The 15,068-nt window shown below is 66.0% G+C and carries 16 protein-coding genes; 3 read left to right on the top strand and 13 right to left on the bottom strand.

Translation table 11 applies throughout. The features are described 5' to 3' along the window. Positions 1 to 43 precede the first annotated feature (43 nt). Complete coding sequence (locus ACZ5PP_RS18805; protein ID WP_276656617.1) at positions 44 to 754, bottom strand: sulfite exporter TauE/SafE family protein; 711 nt, start codon at positions 752 to 754, stop codon at positions 44 to 46. A gap of 71 nt (positions 755 to 825) precedes the next feature. Next, a complete protein-coding gene (gene hemN / locus ACZ5PP_RS18800) occupies positions 826 to 2,217 on the bottom strand; it encodes an oxygen-independent coproporphyrinogen III oxidase (RefSeq protein WP_040828717.1) in 1,392 nt (463 codons plus the stop codon). 140 nt (positions 2,218 to 2,357) lie between these two features. Between hemN and fnr the strand changes: the two genes are divergently transcribed. Then, positions 2,358 to 3,098, top strand: coding sequence for a fumarate/nitrate reduction transcriptional regulator Fnr (gene fnr, locus ACZ5PP_RS18795; protein WP_012584949.1), 741 nt, complete (start codon positions 2,358 to 2,360; stop codon positions 3,096 to 3,098). 36 nt (positions 3,099 to 3,134) lie between these two features. On the opposite strand, the gene ACZ5PP_RS18790 is transcribed toward fnr, so the two are convergent. After that, positions 3,135 to 3,515: a SirB2 family protein gene (locus ACZ5PP_RS18790; RefSeq protein WP_464826456.1), complete on the bottom strand. Its 381-nt coding sequence runs from the start codon at positions 3,513 to 3,515 to the stop codon at positions 3,135 to 3,137. Between the two features lie 82 nt (positions 3,516 to 3,597). Here ACZ5PP_RS18790 and ACZ5PP_RS18785 point away from each other — a divergent pair, with 82 nt between their 5' ends. After that, positions 3,598 to 4,281, top strand: coding sequence for a Crp/Fnr family transcriptional regulator (locus ACZ5PP_RS18785; RefSeq protein WP_004303758.1), 684 nt, complete (start codon positions 3,598 to 3,600; stop codon positions 4,279 to 4,281). 41 nt (positions 4,282 to 4,322) lie between these two features. Here the strand turns inward: ACZ5PP_RS18785 and ACZ5PP_RS18780 are convergent, their stop codons facing one another. Beyond that, positions 4,323 to 5,732 (bottom strand): MBL fold metallo-hydrolase RNA specificity domain-containing protein, encoded by a 1,410-nt coding sequence (locus ACZ5PP_RS18780; protein ID WP_004303757.1) that lies wholly within the window; start codon positions 5,730 to 5,732, stop codon positions 4,323 to 4,325. 135 nt (positions 5,733 to 5,867) lie between these two features. On the opposite strand from ACZ5PP_RS18780, the gene ACZ5PP_RS18775 reads away from it, so the two are divergent. Beyond that, positions 5,868 to 6,311: a universal stress protein gene (locus ACZ5PP_RS18775; protein WP_004303756.1), complete on the top strand. Its 444-nt coding sequence runs from the start codon at positions 5,868 to 5,870 to the stop codon at positions 6,309 to 6,311. A gap of 81 nt (positions 6,312 to 6,392) precedes the next feature. Here ACZ5PP_RS18775 and ACZ5PP_RS18770 read toward each other — a convergent pair whose 3' ends face one another. The 9 genes from ACZ5PP_RS18770 to ACZ5PP_RS18730 all read right to left on the bottom strand — a co-directional run bounded on the left by ACZ5PP_RS18770 (position 6,393) and on the right by ACZ5PP_RS18730 (position 14,974). After that, the gene (locus ACZ5PP_RS18770; protein ID WP_004303755.1) at positions 6,393 to 6,542 is read right to left on the bottom strand and encodes a DUF3149 domain-containing protein; all 150 of its coding nucleotides are present in this window, start codon (positions 6,540 to 6,542) and stop codon (positions 6,393 to 6,395) included. 24 nt (positions 6,543 to 6,566) lie between these two features. Then, positions 6,567 to 7,076 carry a FixH family protein gene (locus ACZ5PP_RS18765; protein ID WP_464826455.1) on the bottom strand — a complete coding sequence of 170 codons (510 nt, stop codon included), beginning with the start codon at positions 7,074 to 7,076 and terminating at the stop codon, positions 6,567 to 6,569. A gap of 1 nt (position 7,077) precedes the next feature. Beyond that, the gene (gene ccoG, locus ACZ5PP_RS18760; RefSeq protein WP_464826454.1) at positions 7,078 to 8,511 is read right to left on the bottom strand and encodes a cytochrome c oxidase accessory protein CcoG; all 1,434 of its coding nucleotides are present in this window, start codon (positions 8,509 to 8,511) and stop codon (positions 7,078 to 7,080) included. A 103-nt stretch (positions 8,512 to 8,614) separates the two neighbouring features. Further along, on the bottom strand, positions 8,615 to 9,505 hold the full coding sequence (ccoP, locus tag ACZ5PP_RS18755) for a cytochrome-c oxidase, cbb3-type subunit III (RefSeq protein WP_004303750.1): 891 nt from the start codon (positions 9,503 to 9,505) through the stop codon (positions 8,615 to 8,617). Beyond that, positions 9,498 to 9,686, bottom strand: a complete 189-nt coding sequence (locus ACZ5PP_RS18750) for a CcoQ/FixQ family Cbb3-type cytochrome c oxidase assembly chaperone (RefSeq protein ID WP_004303748.1) — start codon at positions 9,684 to 9,686, stop codon at positions 9,498 to 9,500. Before ACZ5PP_RS18750 ends, ccoP begins: the two co-directional genes overlap by 8 nt. A 15-nt stretch (positions 9,687 to 9,701) precedes the next feature. Continuing rightward, on the bottom strand, positions 9,702 to 10,337 hold the full coding sequence (ccoO, locus tag ACZ5PP_RS18745) for a cytochrome-c oxidase, cbb3-type subunit II (protein ID WP_004303747.1): 636 nt from the start codon (positions 10,335 to 10,337) through the stop codon (positions 9,702 to 9,704). A 15-nt stretch (positions 10,338 to 10,352) separates the two neighbouring features. Then, positions 10,353 to 11,783, bottom strand: a complete 1,431-nt coding sequence (gene ccoN / locus ACZ5PP_RS18740) for a cytochrome-c oxidase, cbb3-type subunit I (RefSeq protein ID WP_004303745.1) — start codon at positions 11,781 to 11,783, stop codon at positions 10,353 to 10,355. A 415-nt stretch (positions 11,784 to 12,198) separates the two neighbouring features. Continuing rightward, positions 12,199 to 12,453, bottom strand: coding sequence for a cbb3-type cytochrome oxidase assembly protein CcoS (ccoS, locus tag ACZ5PP_RS18735; RefSeq protein WP_004303744.1), 255 nt, complete (start codon positions 12,451 to 12,453; stop codon positions 12,199 to 12,201). A gap of 1 nt (position 12,454) precedes the next feature. Continuing rightward, a complete protein-coding gene (locus tag ACZ5PP_RS18730) occupies positions 12,455 to 14,974 on the bottom strand; it encodes a heavy metal translocating P-type ATPase (protein ID WP_012584945.1) in 2,520 nt (839 codons plus the stop codon). Positions 14,975 to 15,068 lie beyond the last annotated feature (94 nt).

The following is a 15,068-nucleotide window of genomic DNA, read 5'->3' as shown; positions in this document are numbered from 1 at the left end:
TCCAGGACTCCCGATGGGTTGAAAGGGGCGTGCCGTCGCACCCTCAGGTCACGCACACCACGCCGCGCCACAGGTCGCCACCGAGCGAGGGGGCGTGGTACAGCCCGAACAGGCCGAAGCCGAGCACGAGGAGCCCGGAGGCCAGGCGCACCCTCGGGTGGCGGGTGATGTCGCGGAAGCGTTTGAAGAGCATGCCTGCCAGCAGCAGGTTGGGCAGCGTGCCCAGCCCGAAGGCCAGCATCAGGCCGGCGCCGCGTGCACCCGATCCGGTGACGAGCGCAGTGGCGAGGATGGAATAGGTGAGCCCGCAGGGGATGAAGCCCCACAGCATGCCGAGCGGCAGCGCCTGCCCGACCGAGCGCGCCGGCAGGAAGCGCCGGGTGGCGGGCTGGATGCGCCGCCACAGCAGGTGACCGACGCGCTCGATGGGCGCGAGCAGGCGGGTGAAGCCGGTGAGGTAGAGCCCGAGCGCCACCAGCATCAGGTTGGCGAGCACGTACAGCGTCATCTGCACCGGCAGCATGCCCTCGTAGAGCAGGCCGACCGAGCCGAGCAGGCCGACACAGGCACCGAGCAAGGTGTAGGTGCCGATGCGCCCGAGGTTGTAGGCCAGGTGCAGCGGCCACTGCGGCCGGCTGCCGGGCACATGCACCTGCATGCTGAGCGCGCCGACGATGCCGCCGCACATCGACACGCAGTGGGTGCCGCCGAGCAGGCCGATCAGGAAGACGGCGAGATAACCGGTTTCGGGCATGAAGAAGAAAAGGGCCCCGCGGGAAATGCGAGGCCCTCATTCTACGCTGCGGTGCGCAATCCGTGCGGCGTTCAGATCACCCGCGAGTAGCGCTGGCGCTCGCGGTCGGCGCGCAGGTAGCGGTCGAACACCATCGCGATGCCGCGCACCAGCAGGCGGCCGCCGGGCTGCACGCTGATCCAGTCGCCGTCGATCTTGACCAGCCCGGCCTTCTCCATTTCCTGCAGATCGGCGAGTTCCTCGGCGAAGTACTCGCGGAAGTTGACCAGGTAGGCGATCTCGATCGACTGCATCGAGAGCTCGAAGTGGCACATCAGCGCCTGGATGATCGCGCGCCGCAGCAGGTCGTCGGCGGTGAGCTCGATGCCGCGCAGCACCGGCAGCTCGTCGCGGTCGAGCGCGTCGTAGTACTCGTCGAGCGTCTTCACGTTCTGCGCGTACACCGGACCGATCTTGCCGATCGCCGACACCCCGAAGGCGAGCAGGTCGCATTCGGCGTGGGTGGAATAGCCCTGGAAGTTGCGGTGCAGGCGGCCCTGGCGCTGGGCGATGGTGAGCTCGTCGTCGGGCTTGGCGAAGTGGTCCATGCCGATATACACGTAGCCCGCCTCGGTGAGCCGGCGGATGCCGAGCTGCAGTAGCGCGAGCTTGGTGTCGGCCGTGGGCATGTCGCCGCTGTTGATGCGGCGCTGCGGCTTGAACAGGCCCGGCAGGTGAGCGTAGCTGTACAGCGAGATGCGGTCGGGCGAGATCTCCAGCACCTGGTCGAGCGTGCGGTCGAAGCTGGTCGGGTTCTGCCGGGGCAGGCCGTAGATCAGGTCCATGCTCACCGATTTGAAGCCGTTGGCGCGCGCGGCGTCGATGACCAGCTTGGTCTCGTCGAAGCTCTGGATACGATTGACCGCCTGCTGCACGTCCTCGGCGAAATCCTGCACGCCCACGCTCATGCGGTTGAAGCCGAGCTCGGCGAGCAGCTTCACGGTGTCGAAATCGACCTTGCGCGGGTCGACCTCGATCGAGTATTCGCCGTTGGGCACCAGCGTGAAGTGCTCGCGCACCGCCGCCATGAGCTCGCGCATCTCGTCGTGCGACAAAAAGGTCGGCGTGCCCCCGCCGAGGTGGAGCTGGGTGACCTGGCGGCTCCCCTCCAGGCAAGCGGCCTGCATCTCGATTTCTTTCGCGAGATATTTCAGGTACTTGGCCGAGCGCCCATGATCCTTGGTAATGATCTTGTTGCAGGCGCAGTAGTAGCAGATCGTGTTGCAGAAGGGGATGTGGAAGTATAATGAGAGCGGTTTGCTTACGCCGCCCACCGCCCGCTTGGCCAGCCAGGCCCGCAGCGCCTCTGCATTGAAGGCTTCGACGAAGCGGTCCGCCGTGGGATAGGACGTGTAGCGCGGCCCGTTGATGTCGAATTTGCGGATCAGTTGCGGGTCGAAGATGAGGTCGGTCTGGCTTTTCATGATCTTGCTGGCGGGCTGTCTGCCGAACAATGGCAGAAGCCTCCGTAATGTTGGTTGACTTGGGTCAACGGGTGTGATTAGCAATCCCGCCACTCCAGCGCAGGCGTCTCTAATGTCAGGAAAGCAGGATTATCGTGCAGATGAGGGCTAGCGTGCCAATTACCGTGGATGGGCTCAAATCGGCCTGTTCGCAGTGCAACCTCGTCGAGTTGTGCCTCCCCTTCGGAATGTCCGATCGTGAGCTGAGCCGGCTCGACGAACTGGTGGGCGCGCGCCGCAAGGTCAAGCGCCAGCACAATCTCTACCGCGCCGGTGACTCTTTCGAGGCGATCTACGCGATCCGCGCGGGCTCGTTCAAGACCGACGTGCTGCTCGAGGACGGTCGCGAACAGGTGACCGGCTTCCAGATGACCGGCGAGATCCTCGGTCTCGACGGCATCAGCACCGAGGCCCACAGCTGCAACGCGGTGGCGCTCGAGGACAGCGAGGTGTGCGTGATCGCCTACGACAAGCTCGAGCAGATGTCGCATGAGATCGAGGGCTTGCAACTTCAGTTCCACAAGGTCATGAGCCGCGAGATCGTGCGCGATCACGGCGTGATGATGCTGCTCGGCTCGATGCGCGCCGAAGAGCGCCTGGCCGCCTTCCTGCTGAACATGTCGCAGCGCTTCACGGCGCGCGGTTTCTCGCCGAGCGAGTTCAACCTGCGCATGACGCGCGAGGAGATCGGCTCCTACCTCGGACTCAAGCTCGAGACGGTGTCGCGCGCCTTCTCGCGCTTCCAGGAGGACGGGCTGATCGCGGTGCAGCAGAAGCACGTACACCTGCTCGACCTCGCCGGCCTCAAGCGCCTGATCCAGCACCAGCACGGCGCGCGCTGAGCACGCCGTGGCCGGGACGACCCGGGGCTCGACGGCTCAGGCGAGGTAGCCGGCGACGTTCTTGCTCAGCGCCACCGACACGATCCACGCATAGACCAGGATCGCGCCGGCGAAGGCGGCGAGCCGCACGCCACGGGTACGTCCGCGCTTGAGCGCCAACGTGCCGAGCAGGATGTAGGCGAGCAGGCCGATCACCTTCGCCGTGACCCAGCCGGCGCTGAAGGGGTATTGCCCGATCATTACCGCCAGCGTGATCGCAGACAGGAGCAGCGTGCTGTCGACGAGGTGCGGCAGGAGCCGCGTCAGGCGGTGCTGCAGCAGGGCGTTGCCGGTGAGCATCCAGATGCCGCGCAGCAGGAAGCCGGCGGCGCTCAGCACGACGCAGGTCACATGCAGGTTCTTGATCAGGTAGTACATCCACGATCCTAACGAAAGCCGGTCAGGGCGCCGCTCGACAACCGGCCGAATTGAAATTGCGTCCCCAGACGGAGAGTTCCAGATGCCCAACACGACCCCGCTCGACATCCCCTCCCTGCTGCGCCGCATCCCGCTGTTCAGCGAACTGTCGGAGGCGGACATCCAGCTGGTCGCGCGCTACACCCGCGAGCGCCAGGTCGCCCGCGGCGAAGTGCTGTTCCAGCGCGGCGACCTGCCGCACGGCTTTTACTTCGTGGTCTCCGGCCAGGTCAAGCTCGCCTTCTCGTCCTCGCAAGGCACCGAGAAGGTGGTCGAGATCATCGGCCCGATGCAGAGCTTCGGCGAGGCCGTGATGTTCATGAACCACCCCTACCCGGTCTTCGCCGAGGCCCTGAGCGAGACCGTGCTGGTGCACGTCGGCCAGGCGGTGGTGAGCGAACTCATCGACCAGGACTCCACCTTCGCGCGCAAGCTGCTCGCCGGCATGGCGATCCGCCTGCACGGGCTGATCCAGGACGTGGAGACCTACTCCTTGCGCTCGAGCACCCAGCGCGTGATCGGCTACCTGCTGCAGGTGGCCGACAACGACGCACCCTGCGAGATCGCGCTGCCGACGAGCAAGCAGGTGATCGCCTCGCGCCTCAACCTGACGCCCGAGACCCTGTCGCGCATCTTCCACGACCTCAGCGACGCCGGCCTGATCACCGTGCAGGGCAAGCGCGTGAGTCTGCACGATCCGGTACGGCTGTCGCGCTACAACGCCTGAGCGGCCCTCGCCGCCCTCCCGGTCCGCTTGCGCGCGGACGCTCACTCGAGCACGACCGGCACGCCGGGCCGCGCCGCCTCGACCCTGCTCCAGCCCAGTTCGCGCTCGACCGCCTCGACGAAGGCGGCGGAGGCGGCCGGCTCGCCGTGCGCCACGAAGGTGCGCCGCGGCGCCTCGCCGAAGCCGCGCAGCCAGTCGAGGAGTGCGGGCTGGTCGGCGTGGGCGGAGAGCCCGCCGATGGTATGGATGCGCGCACGCACCGGGATACGTTCGCCGAACAGGGTGACCTGGTGCGCACCGTCGACCAGCCGGCGGCCGAGCGTGCCGGCAGCCTGGAAGCCTGCGATGACCACTGCGCACTCGCGCCGGCCGAGGTTGTGGCGCAGGTGGTGCTTGATCCGACCGGCATCGCACATGCCGCTTGCCGAGATCACGACCAGCCCGCCCGGCACCGCATTGAGCGCCTTCGATTCCTCGACGTCCTGCACGAACCGCACACGGAAGCGTCCCGAGTTGGCCTCGGCCCAGGCGTAGAGCGCACGCGTCTCATCGTCCCAGAGGGCGGTGTGGCGCACGGTGAGCGCGGTGACCGCAGAGGCCATCGGCGAGTCGACCACGACGTCGAGCCGGGCGATGCGTCCGGCGCGCACCAGGTCGGCGAGCACGAACAGCACTTCCTGGGTACGCCCGACCGCGAACGCCGGGATGATCACGTTGCCGCCATCGACCTCGAGCGTGCGCCGCAAGGCGAGCGCGAGCTCGTCGCAGGTGGCGGCGAAGGAGCGGTGGGCGCGGTTGCCGTAGGTCGACTCGACGCACAGGTAGTCGGCCCGGGCGATCCGCACCGGGTCCCGCAGCACCGGGCGCATCGGCTGGCCAATGTCGCCCGAGGCGACCAGCCGGCGGGTGTGGCCGCGCTCGCCGACGTCGATCTCGAGGATCGCCGAACCGAGGATGTGCCCGGCGTCACGGAAGCGGCAGCGCACGCCCGGGCCGGGCTCGATCCAGTCGTCGTAGTCGGTGGGGACGAAACGGCCCAGACTGGTACGCGCCTGCTCCACGGTGTAGAGCGGGGCCACCTCCGCCCGGCGTGCCATCTTGCGCGAGCGCGTGTCGCGCAGCGCCCACTCGGCCTCCTTCTCCTGGATATGGGCGGAATCCATCAACATCACGCCGAGCAGATCGACAGTGGCCGTGGTGGCGAAGATGCGCCCTCGATATCCCAGTGCCACGAGGCGCGGCAGCAGGCCGGAGTGATCGAGATGGGCGTGGGTGAGGAGCACGAAATCGATGTCGCGCAGCTCGAAATCGAGGGCGTCGCGGTTCTTGCGGTCGGCTTCGCGCCCGCCCTGGAAAAGGCCGCAATCCACCAGAAATGCACCGCGCTCGTGATCGACCCGCAGGCAGGAGCCGGTGACCTCGCCCGCAGCGCCAAGGAAGGTGAGCATCATCGCTGGCCTCGCCGATCTTTCAGGGGTTCCCACTGTGCCCTTCGTGATCGCTCGACGGCTTGATCATGATCAATCATGGCGGACCCCATCCGCTCGCTATAATCGAAGCACGACACACCACAGGGAGCGTACGTCATGTTCAAGCACATCCTGGTACCGACCGACGGCTCGGCACTCTCGGACAGCACGGTCGCCCGTGCCGTCTCCTTCGCGAAGGAGACCGGCGCGCGCATCACCTTCTTCTATTCGCAGCCGGACTTCCCGATGCCGATCTACGGCGAGGGCGCGCTGATCGATCCGACCACGCCCGAGCAGTTCGCGAAATCGGCTGCATCCGAAGCCGAGGCGATCCTTTCAAAGGCGCGCGGTGCGGCGGAAGCGGCGGGCGTGGCCTGCGACAGCGACACCGCGGTCAATGAGGTGCCCTACGAGGCGATCATCGACGCCGCCGACCGCCATGGCTGCGACCTCATCTTCATGGCCTCGCACGGCCGTCGCGGCATCGCAGGCCTGCTGCTCGGCTCCGAGACGCAAAAGGTGCTGACCCACAGCAAGACGCCGGTTCTGGTCTACCGCTGACACCGGCATCGGCCCCGCGCGCGGCCCCCCAAAGCATGCGGCCCGCTCGTGCGGGCCGTTTTCATCCGCGGTGCGGATCGCTCATGAGCGGGCGCTACGGGCCTTCTGCTCGTCCTCCGCCATATGGCGGCGGGCGAAGCGGTAAAGGTAGACGGCCATCACCAGAATGAAGACGATGGTGAAGAGGCTCAGCAGACCGATATCGCTCTTGAACAACAATTCCCAGGCCATGGTGCTTCTCCCTTTGCAAGAAACTCAGACATTCGGATCCATCCGGATCTCCATCTCTGCAGGGAGGTAAGCGGACCCGTCCATTCTCCAGCTTCGGGCCTCGTCTTGTATCACGAACAACCAGCGACCGGTGCTCAGCGGTACGAGCGTGGCCTCATACACACCGGAGCGCCCGCGGACGAGCAGCTCCTGGTCGAGGCCACTCCGCGTGGGGTGGGCGACGGTCAGGCGGATGCTGTCGGGCAGGCTGCCCGGCGCGGTAGCCGTCAGCTCCACGTGGATCGAGTCGCTGCGGATGCGCAAGGCGGCGCGCAAGCCAAGCTCGCGGGCGTGCTCGACGCGGCCGAGGGTCTGCACGATCGCCTGGCCTTCCTTGTAGTAGTCGTCGACCACCATGCCGTCGAAGGTCTTCGCGGCGATCACCAGGGTGGCGATGCCGGCGACCACCGCGGTCGCGGGCAGGGCGATGAGGAACCAGGGCCAGCCCTGGCGGTACCAGGGCTCGACCGGGGCTTCGGGCTTCTTGCTTCGCATGTCAGCGCGGTACCAGGAAAGTGGACTCTTCCTTGAGCGTCAAGGCGGGATCATCCTCCGCAGCGACGTCGAAGAAAATCGTGTTGGCCCCCGGCTTGCCTTCGTCGTAGGGGACGTGCACCTGAACGGTGACCGACTGCACGCCGGCCGGCGCGACCTCGACCCGCTGCGGACCCTTGATGCGGATTCCGTTCAGGCCGGAGACGCCGATGCTGAACGCACGCGGCGACTCGGTCATGTTCATGACCTGAAGCTGGTAAACGTTCTCGATCAGGCCACCCTCGATCTCCTGTCCGAGCGAGGAGCGGTCGCGCAGCACGTCGACGCGCAGCGGTTCGCGCGCAGCCAGGCCCCACACGAAGGCAGCGCAGATCGCGGCCAGGATGGTGCCGTAGATCAGCGTGCGCGGCCGGAACACGTGCGCGAGGATCTCCTTGGAGCCCCAATTGCGCTTCATCGCGTTCTCGGTCGAGTAGCGGATCAGACCGCGCGGGTAGTTCATCTTGTCCATGACCTGGTCGCAGGCGTCGATGCAGGCGGCACAGCCGATGCATTCGTACTGCAGGCCATCGCGGATGTCGATCCCGGTCGGGCAAACCTGCACGCAGATGCCGCAGTCGATGCAGTCGCCCTTGGACACGGAGCGCGGATCGATGCCCTTCTTGCGCGTTCCGCGCGGCTCGCCACGTGCCTCGTCGTAGGTGATCACCAGGGTGTCGGGGTCGAACATCACCGCCTGGAAGCGCGCGTACGGGCACATGTACTTGCACACCTGCTCGCGCAGCACGCCGGCGAAGAGGTAGGTGAAGCCGGCGTAGAACAGGATCCAGAACGTTTCCCAGGGCCCGAAGGTGAGGCCGTTGAAGGAGGCCAGCAATTCGTCGAGCGGGGAGAAATAGGCCACGAAGGTGAAGCCGGTCCACAGTGCGACGATGCCCCAGACGAGGAACTTGACGGCGCGGCGCAGCGCCTTGCCGGAGCTCATCGGCGCGCGGTCGAGCTTCTGGCGGCGGGTATGGTCGCCCTCGATCTTCTCCTCGATCCACATGAAGATCTCGGTATACACCGTCTGCGGGCAGGCATATCCGCACCACAGGCGGCCCGCGATCGCGGTGAAGAAGAACAGGGCGTAGGCCGAGATGATCAACAGGATCGCGAGAAAGAACACGTCCTGCGGCCAGAAGACCCAGCCGAAGATGTAGAACTTGCGTTCGGTCAGATGGAAAAGCACGGCCTGGCGGTCGTTCCAGCTCAGCCAGGGCAGACCGTAGAACAAGATCTGGGTGATCCACACCAACGCCCACCGCCAGTTGGCGAACAGGCCGGTGACGGAGCGCACGTAGAGCTTCTTGCGTGCCGCGTAGAGCATGTCCTGGGAGGACTCGGGGTTGGAGGGTCTTGCCGCCTTCTGCGGCTCGGGGGATGCGCTGTTCATGGCCTTGTTACCGATGAATTCTTGTTCTTGTTGTTATCGAGAACCCCGGGAGGGCCCCTTCCTCCCGGGGATGCGATGCTGCTGCAGCTACTGCGGGTGACGCTTACTTCTTGCTCAGGCTCAGCACGTAGGCGGCGAGCAGGTGCACCTTGTCCTCGCCGAGGAAGGCACCGAAGGCGGGCATCTTGTTGTTGCGGCCGTTGGTGACGGTCTCGATGATCACCGCCTCGGACGAACCGTACAGCCAGCGGTTGTCGGTCAGGTTCGGCGCGCCGAGCATCGGGTTGCCCTTGGCATCCGCACCGTGGCAAGCCACGCAGTTGGACTCGAAGGCTTCCTTGCCGCGCTGCGCGCGCACGGAGTCGTGGGCGAGGCCGTTCATCGAACGCACGTAGTTGGCGACATCCTTGACACCGTCGGCGCCGAGCGCGGGACCGAACGGAGGCATCACGCCGTTACGCCCGTTCGTGATGGTCTCCTTGATGTTTTCCGGCGCACCGCCCCACAGCCACTCGCTGTCGGTCAGGTTGGGGAAGCTCTTCGCACCCTGCGCCGCCGCGCCGTGGCACTGCTGGCAGTAGGTCAGGAACAGGCGCTTGCCCATCGCGTTGGCTTCGGGATCGGCGGCGACCGCCATCACGTCCATCTCGCGATACTTGGCGAACACGGGACCGAAACGCTCCTGGGCGGCCTGCATCTCCGCATCGTACTGCGCCCACTGACCGCGGCTCTGGTTGCTGCGGCCAAAGCCGGGATAGATCGCCAGGTAAACCACCGCGAACACGATGGTGATCCAGAACAGGTACATCCACCACCGCGGCAGGGGGTTGTTGTACTCCGCAAGCGTTTCATCCCACACATGGCCATGCAATTGCACCGGCCCTTTCTCGCGCTTGGTCATGTTCGACGCCAGCACGAACACACAGAACAGGATGGAGAGGGCCACGAGGACCATCACATACATGTTCCAGAAACCGCTGATGAAGTCAGCCATTTGTTTTTCCCTCTTGGTCTTGCCGGCCGCGCGGGGCCGGTAGGTCGTCGTCGCTCAGGGGCAGACGCGCCGCCTCGTCGAAACCGGCCTTCGCCTGCTTGCTGTACGCCCAGGCACAGATACCCAGGAAGCAGAGCAGCCCAAGCACGGTGATCAGGCTACGGAAATCGTTGATATCCACGGCGCGAGTGCTTCCTTACCTGAAGTGCGAAATCGCGGTGCCCAACCCCTGGAGGTAGGCCACGACGGCGTCGAGTTCGGTCTTGCCCTCGAGCGCGGCCGGCGCGGCGGCGATCTCCTCGTCGCTGTACTTGTGCAGACCGACCTTGTTGAGCGCGCGCATGCGGTCCTGGATGTCCGCCGCCCTGACCGGGCGATCGAGCCAGGGGAAGGCTGGCATGTTCGACTCGGGCACGACGTCGCGAGGATTGAGCAGGTGCACACGCTGCCATTCGTCGGAGTAGCGGCCACCGACGCGGGCGAGGTCCGGACCGGTGCGTTTGGAGCCCCACTGGAACGGGTGGTCGTAGATGTACTCGCCGGCGACCGAATAGTGGCCGTAGCGCTCGGTCTCGGCGCGGAACGGACGGATCATCTGCGAGTGGCAGTTGTAGCAGCCTTCGCGGACGTAGATGTCGCGCCCCACGAGACGGACCGGATCGTACGGCTTGACGTCGAGCGCATTGCCCTTGTGGTCGATCGCGGTGGTGGTCGAGTGCTGGAAGAACAGCGGCACGATCTCCACCAGACCACCCACGCTGACGGTCATCAGCGTGAGCACGATCATGAGGAATACGTTGCGTTCGATCTTTTCGTGTTTCGATTGAGCCATGTTGTTGTTCTCCGATCAGGCGTGGGCAGCCGCGGGCGCGAGCACCGGGGCGTCATAGGCCTTCTGGCCGGCGATCGTCTTCACCATGTTGTAGAACATGATCAGCATGCCGCCGAGGAACATCGCGCCGCCGATGAAGCGGATCGTCCAGAACGGGTAGCTGGCCTTGACCGACTCGACGAAGGAGTAGGTCAGCGTGCCGTCCGGGTTGGTCGCGCGCCACATCAGGCCCTGCATCACACCAGAGATCCACATCGAGGCGATGTACAGCACGATGCCGATGGTGGCGATCCAGAAGTGGGCGTTGATCAGCTTGACGCTGTACATCTCGCTCTTGCCGTAGAGGCGCGGCAACAGGAAGTACACCGAGCCGATGGAGATCATCGCCACCCAGCCGAGCGCGCCGGAGTGCACGTGGCCGACGGTCCAGTCGGTGTAGTGAGACAGCGCGTTGACCGTCTTGATCGACATCATCGGGCCTTCGAAGGTCGACATGCCGTAGAAGGACAGCGAGGTGATGAGGAACTTCAGGATCGGGTCGGTGCGCAGCTTGTGCCAGGCGCCCGACAGGGTCAGCACGCCGTTGATCATGCCGCCCCAGGACGGCGCCAGCAGGATCAGTGAGAACACCATGCCCACGGACTGGGTCCAGTCGGGCAGCGCGGTGTAGTGCAGGTGGTGCGGACCCGCCCACATGTAGGTGAAGATCAGCGCCCAGAAGTGCACCACCGACAGGCGATAGGAATACACCGGACGGTCGGCCTGCTTGGGCACGAAGTAGTACATCATGCCGAGGAAGCCCGCAGTCAGGAAGAAGCCCACCGCGTTGTGCCCGTACCACCACTGGATCATCGCGTCCTGCACGCCGGCATAGGCCGAATAGGACTTCATGCTGGTCAGCGAGACGGGGATCGCGGCGCTGTTCACGATGTGGAGCAGCGCGACGGTGAGGATGAAGCCGCCGAAGAACCAGTTCGCCACATAGATGTGCGAGACCTTGCGCCTGGCAATGGTGCCGAAGAACACGATGGCATAGGACACCCACACGATCGCGATCAGGATGTCGATCGGCCATTCGAGCTCGGCGTATTCCTTGGAGGTGGTGTAACCCAGCGGCAGGGTGATCGCGGCAAGCAGGATGACCAGCTGCCAGCCCCAGAAGGTGAACGCGGCCAGGCCCGGCGCGAACAGTCTGGTGTGACAAGTGCGCTGGACGACGTAGTACGACGTCGCGAACAACGCGCAGCCACCGAACGCGAAGATCACCGCGTTGGTGTGCAGCGGACGGAGCCTGCCGAAATGCAGGAATTCGTGCACGTTCAACTGGGGCCACACGAGCTGTGCCGCGGCGATCACGCCGACGAGCATGCCCACGATGCCCCACACCACCGTCATGATGGCGAACTGGCGCACGACTTTATAGTTATAAGTCGCTTGCGATTGCATCTGGATCACCTCTTTGTTTTTGAAAACCCCTGCTTGCGTCGCGCCGCAGCAGACTTCCGCGGCGAACCACTCGGGCGAGAATACGCCACGACCACATACGCAATTTGACACAAGTCAATATTGTATTGCAGCAGACGGGGCCAAGGAAGGGGAAATTGGAGTTAGTCCAAAAACAAACCCAAAACCCAGCAACGAGCGCGGCGCGCAATCGTGCGAGCGGGCTGGAAGCCAATGCCTGCAAGGCATCCAGCGGTTTCGGCATGCCTTTCGAGAGGCAAAAAAAAGGGTGCGTCTGCACGCACCCCCAACCCCAACAGAGAGACATAAACCCCGGACCGCTCGCCATCGTCATGAAAGGCGATCGGTCGCAACGCCGATATTTTCCACCGTTACATGAGACAGCAGTTGACGCAGGTCAACGAAACCTCGATTGCTCACCCGCGGAACCGGTACGGCGATCGGAAACCCCATTCGCAGCCACCTCGCCGGACGGGTCTGCATCCCGCTCCTGCCCGTCCCCCGGGAGTTGTTCGCGGTCGTCCATCAGCAGCCGGTAGGCCGGACCCTCGAGGTCGTCGTACTGGCCGCTGCGCAGCGACCACCAGAACAACACCCCGATGACGAAGACCAGCACGACCGACAGCGGAATCAGCAAGTAGAGGCTTTCCATCTCAGTTCTCCGCGCCTGCGCGCTCGGTGCGCGTGGCGCGCTGCAGGCGCATCGCGTTGAGCACGACGAGCAAGGAACTCGCCGCCATGCCGATGCCGGCCATCCACGGGGTCACCAGCCCCGCCATGGCGAGCGGCACCGAGGTGAAATTGTAGGCGAACGACCACCACAGGTTCTGCCGGATGATGCGCAGGGTCCTGCGCGCAAGCACGATCCCGTCGGCAAGGCTGACGAAGCGCTCGTTGAGCAGCACGATGTCGGCCTGGTTGCGCGCGAGGTCGGTACCGCCGCCCATCGCCACCGAAACGTGGGCCTGGGCGAGTACCGGGGCGTCGTTCACGCCGTCGCCGATCATCGCCACGACCGCCCTATCGTCGCGCTGCATGTCGACGATCGCCTGTTGCTTGCCCTGCGGATCCAGGCCACCGCGCGCGTCGTGGATTCCCAGCCGGGCGGCGACCGCATCCACCACCGGCTGCGCGTCGCCGGAAAGCAGGCCGAGCGCCGCACCCTCGGCCGCCAGGCGACGGGTGATCATCGGCGCATCCGCGCGCAGGCTGTCGCCAAGGCGGAACAGCCCCAGCCAGCCGCCCCGCCCGGCGAGTGCGATCACCGTGCCGCCGGGCGCGGCGAAGCCCGCGAGCGCAGCAGGCGCGGCGAGGCCGGCGACACCCGCGACCCAGCCCGGGCGGCCGATCCAGAGGCGCTCGCCCTCGACCACGCCGTGCATCCCCTGCCCGGTCTCGGCAGCCAGCTCGGCCACCGCCGGCAAGGCCGCCTCACCCGCCGCCGCGCGCAGGCCGGCAGCAACCGGGTGCGCAGAACCCTGCTCGATCGCCGCGGCCAGCACCACCAGCCGGTCCGCGTCCACGCTGCCGAGCGCGCACACCTCCTCCACCCGCATCTTGCCGAGCGTGAGGGTGCCGGTCTTGTCGAAGACGAAACGATTGGCCCGCGCCAGCGTTTCGATCGCATGCCCGCGCGTCACCAGCACACCCATGCGCGCCAGCGTGTCCGTGGCCACGGTGAGCGCAGTCGGCGTGGCGAGCGAGAGCGCGCACGGACATGCGACCACAAGCACCGACACGAAGACCCACAGCGCACGCGCGGGATCGATCAGGTACCAGGCCACCCCGGTTCCCGCGGCCAGCACCAGCAAGGTGACGATGAAGTAGGCGGCGATGCGGTCCGAAAGCGAGGCGATGCGCGGCTTCTCGGTCGCTGCGCGTTCCATGAGGCGACGGATCGCCGCCAGCCGAGTGGCGTCGCCGACCTGCTCGACGCGCACCAGCAGCGGCGAGGATACGTTGATACTGCCGCCGGTGACACGATCGCCGACCGCCTTGGGGACCGGCATGCTCTCGCCGGTCAGCAGCGCCTCGTTGGCCTCGCCGCGACCCTCGACCACCAGACCATCGACCGGGATCACCTCGCCCGGGCGCACACGCAGCACGTCCCCCGCCACCAGCTGCGAGGTCGGCACGCGTTCGCCGGCGGACTCCCCCGGCCAGCCGGCGATGCGCTCGGCGAACGAGGGCAAGGCTTTGCCCAATTCCTCCACCCCGCGCACCGCCTTCTGCCGCGCGATCATCTCGAGGTAGCGTCCGCCGAGCAGGAAGAACACGAACATCGTCACCGAATCGAAATAGACTTCCGGCCCGTCGGTCAGCGTCGCCCACAGGCTGGCGGCGAAGGCGCTGCCCACGCCGAGCGCGACCGGCACGTCCATGCCCAGGCGGCGCAGGCGCAGGTCGCGCCAGGCCCGCTGGAAGAAGGGCGCGGCCGAATACAGCACCACCGGGAGCGTCAGCAGCAGGCTGGCCCAGCGCAGCAGCTGCTCGATGTCCCAGGTCATGTCGCCCTCGCCGGCCACGTAGACCGGGAAGGCGTACATCATCACCTGCATCATGCCGAAGCCGGCGACGAACACCCGCCACAGCATCGAGCGCCGCTCACGATGGGCGAGCTGCTCGGAACGCTCGGCGTCGTAGGGATAGGCGCGGTAGCCGATCGCCTGGATCGCGGCGAGGATGTCGGAAAGCTTGATCCGGCGCTCGTCCCAGCGCACGCGCGCACGCCGGGTGGCGTAGTTGATCTCGATCGCCGACACGCCGGACAGGCGGGCGACGTGGTTCTCGTTGAGCCACACGCAGGCGGCGCAGGTGATGCCCTCGAGGATCAACGCGGCTTCGCGCTCGTGCTCGCCGACCGGGCGCACGAAGCTCTTCTGGAAGTCAGGGTGATCGAAGAGGCCGAGCTCCTGCAGTTCGACCGGCATGGCCTCGCGCCGCGTCTCGGGCATCGCGTCGCGATGGCGGTAGTAATCCACCAGGCCGTTATCGACGATCGACTGCGCCACCGCCTCGCAGCCGACGCAGCACATGCGCCGCTCGCGGCCGTCGATGCGCACGTAGTGCCGCGTCTCGGGAGGGATCGGCAGACCGCAGTGATAGCAGTCGCGATCCGCGGCGGCATCGGCTGCGGCGGCGGCCGCGGAAACGGGCTGTTCTACAGGAGTCATCGGCGCCAAGCGAAACCGCCCCGAGCGCAGATGCGCGGGGCGGGAAAAATTGGAACCGGTTTAATAACATAATTCACCCGCCCCGGCTATTGCA

The sequence above is a fragment of the Thauera sp. DNT-1 genome (assembly GCF_055393985.1).
Note: the sequence above shows the minus strand (reverse complement) of the source record. Positions and strands in the feature narration are given on the sequence as shown.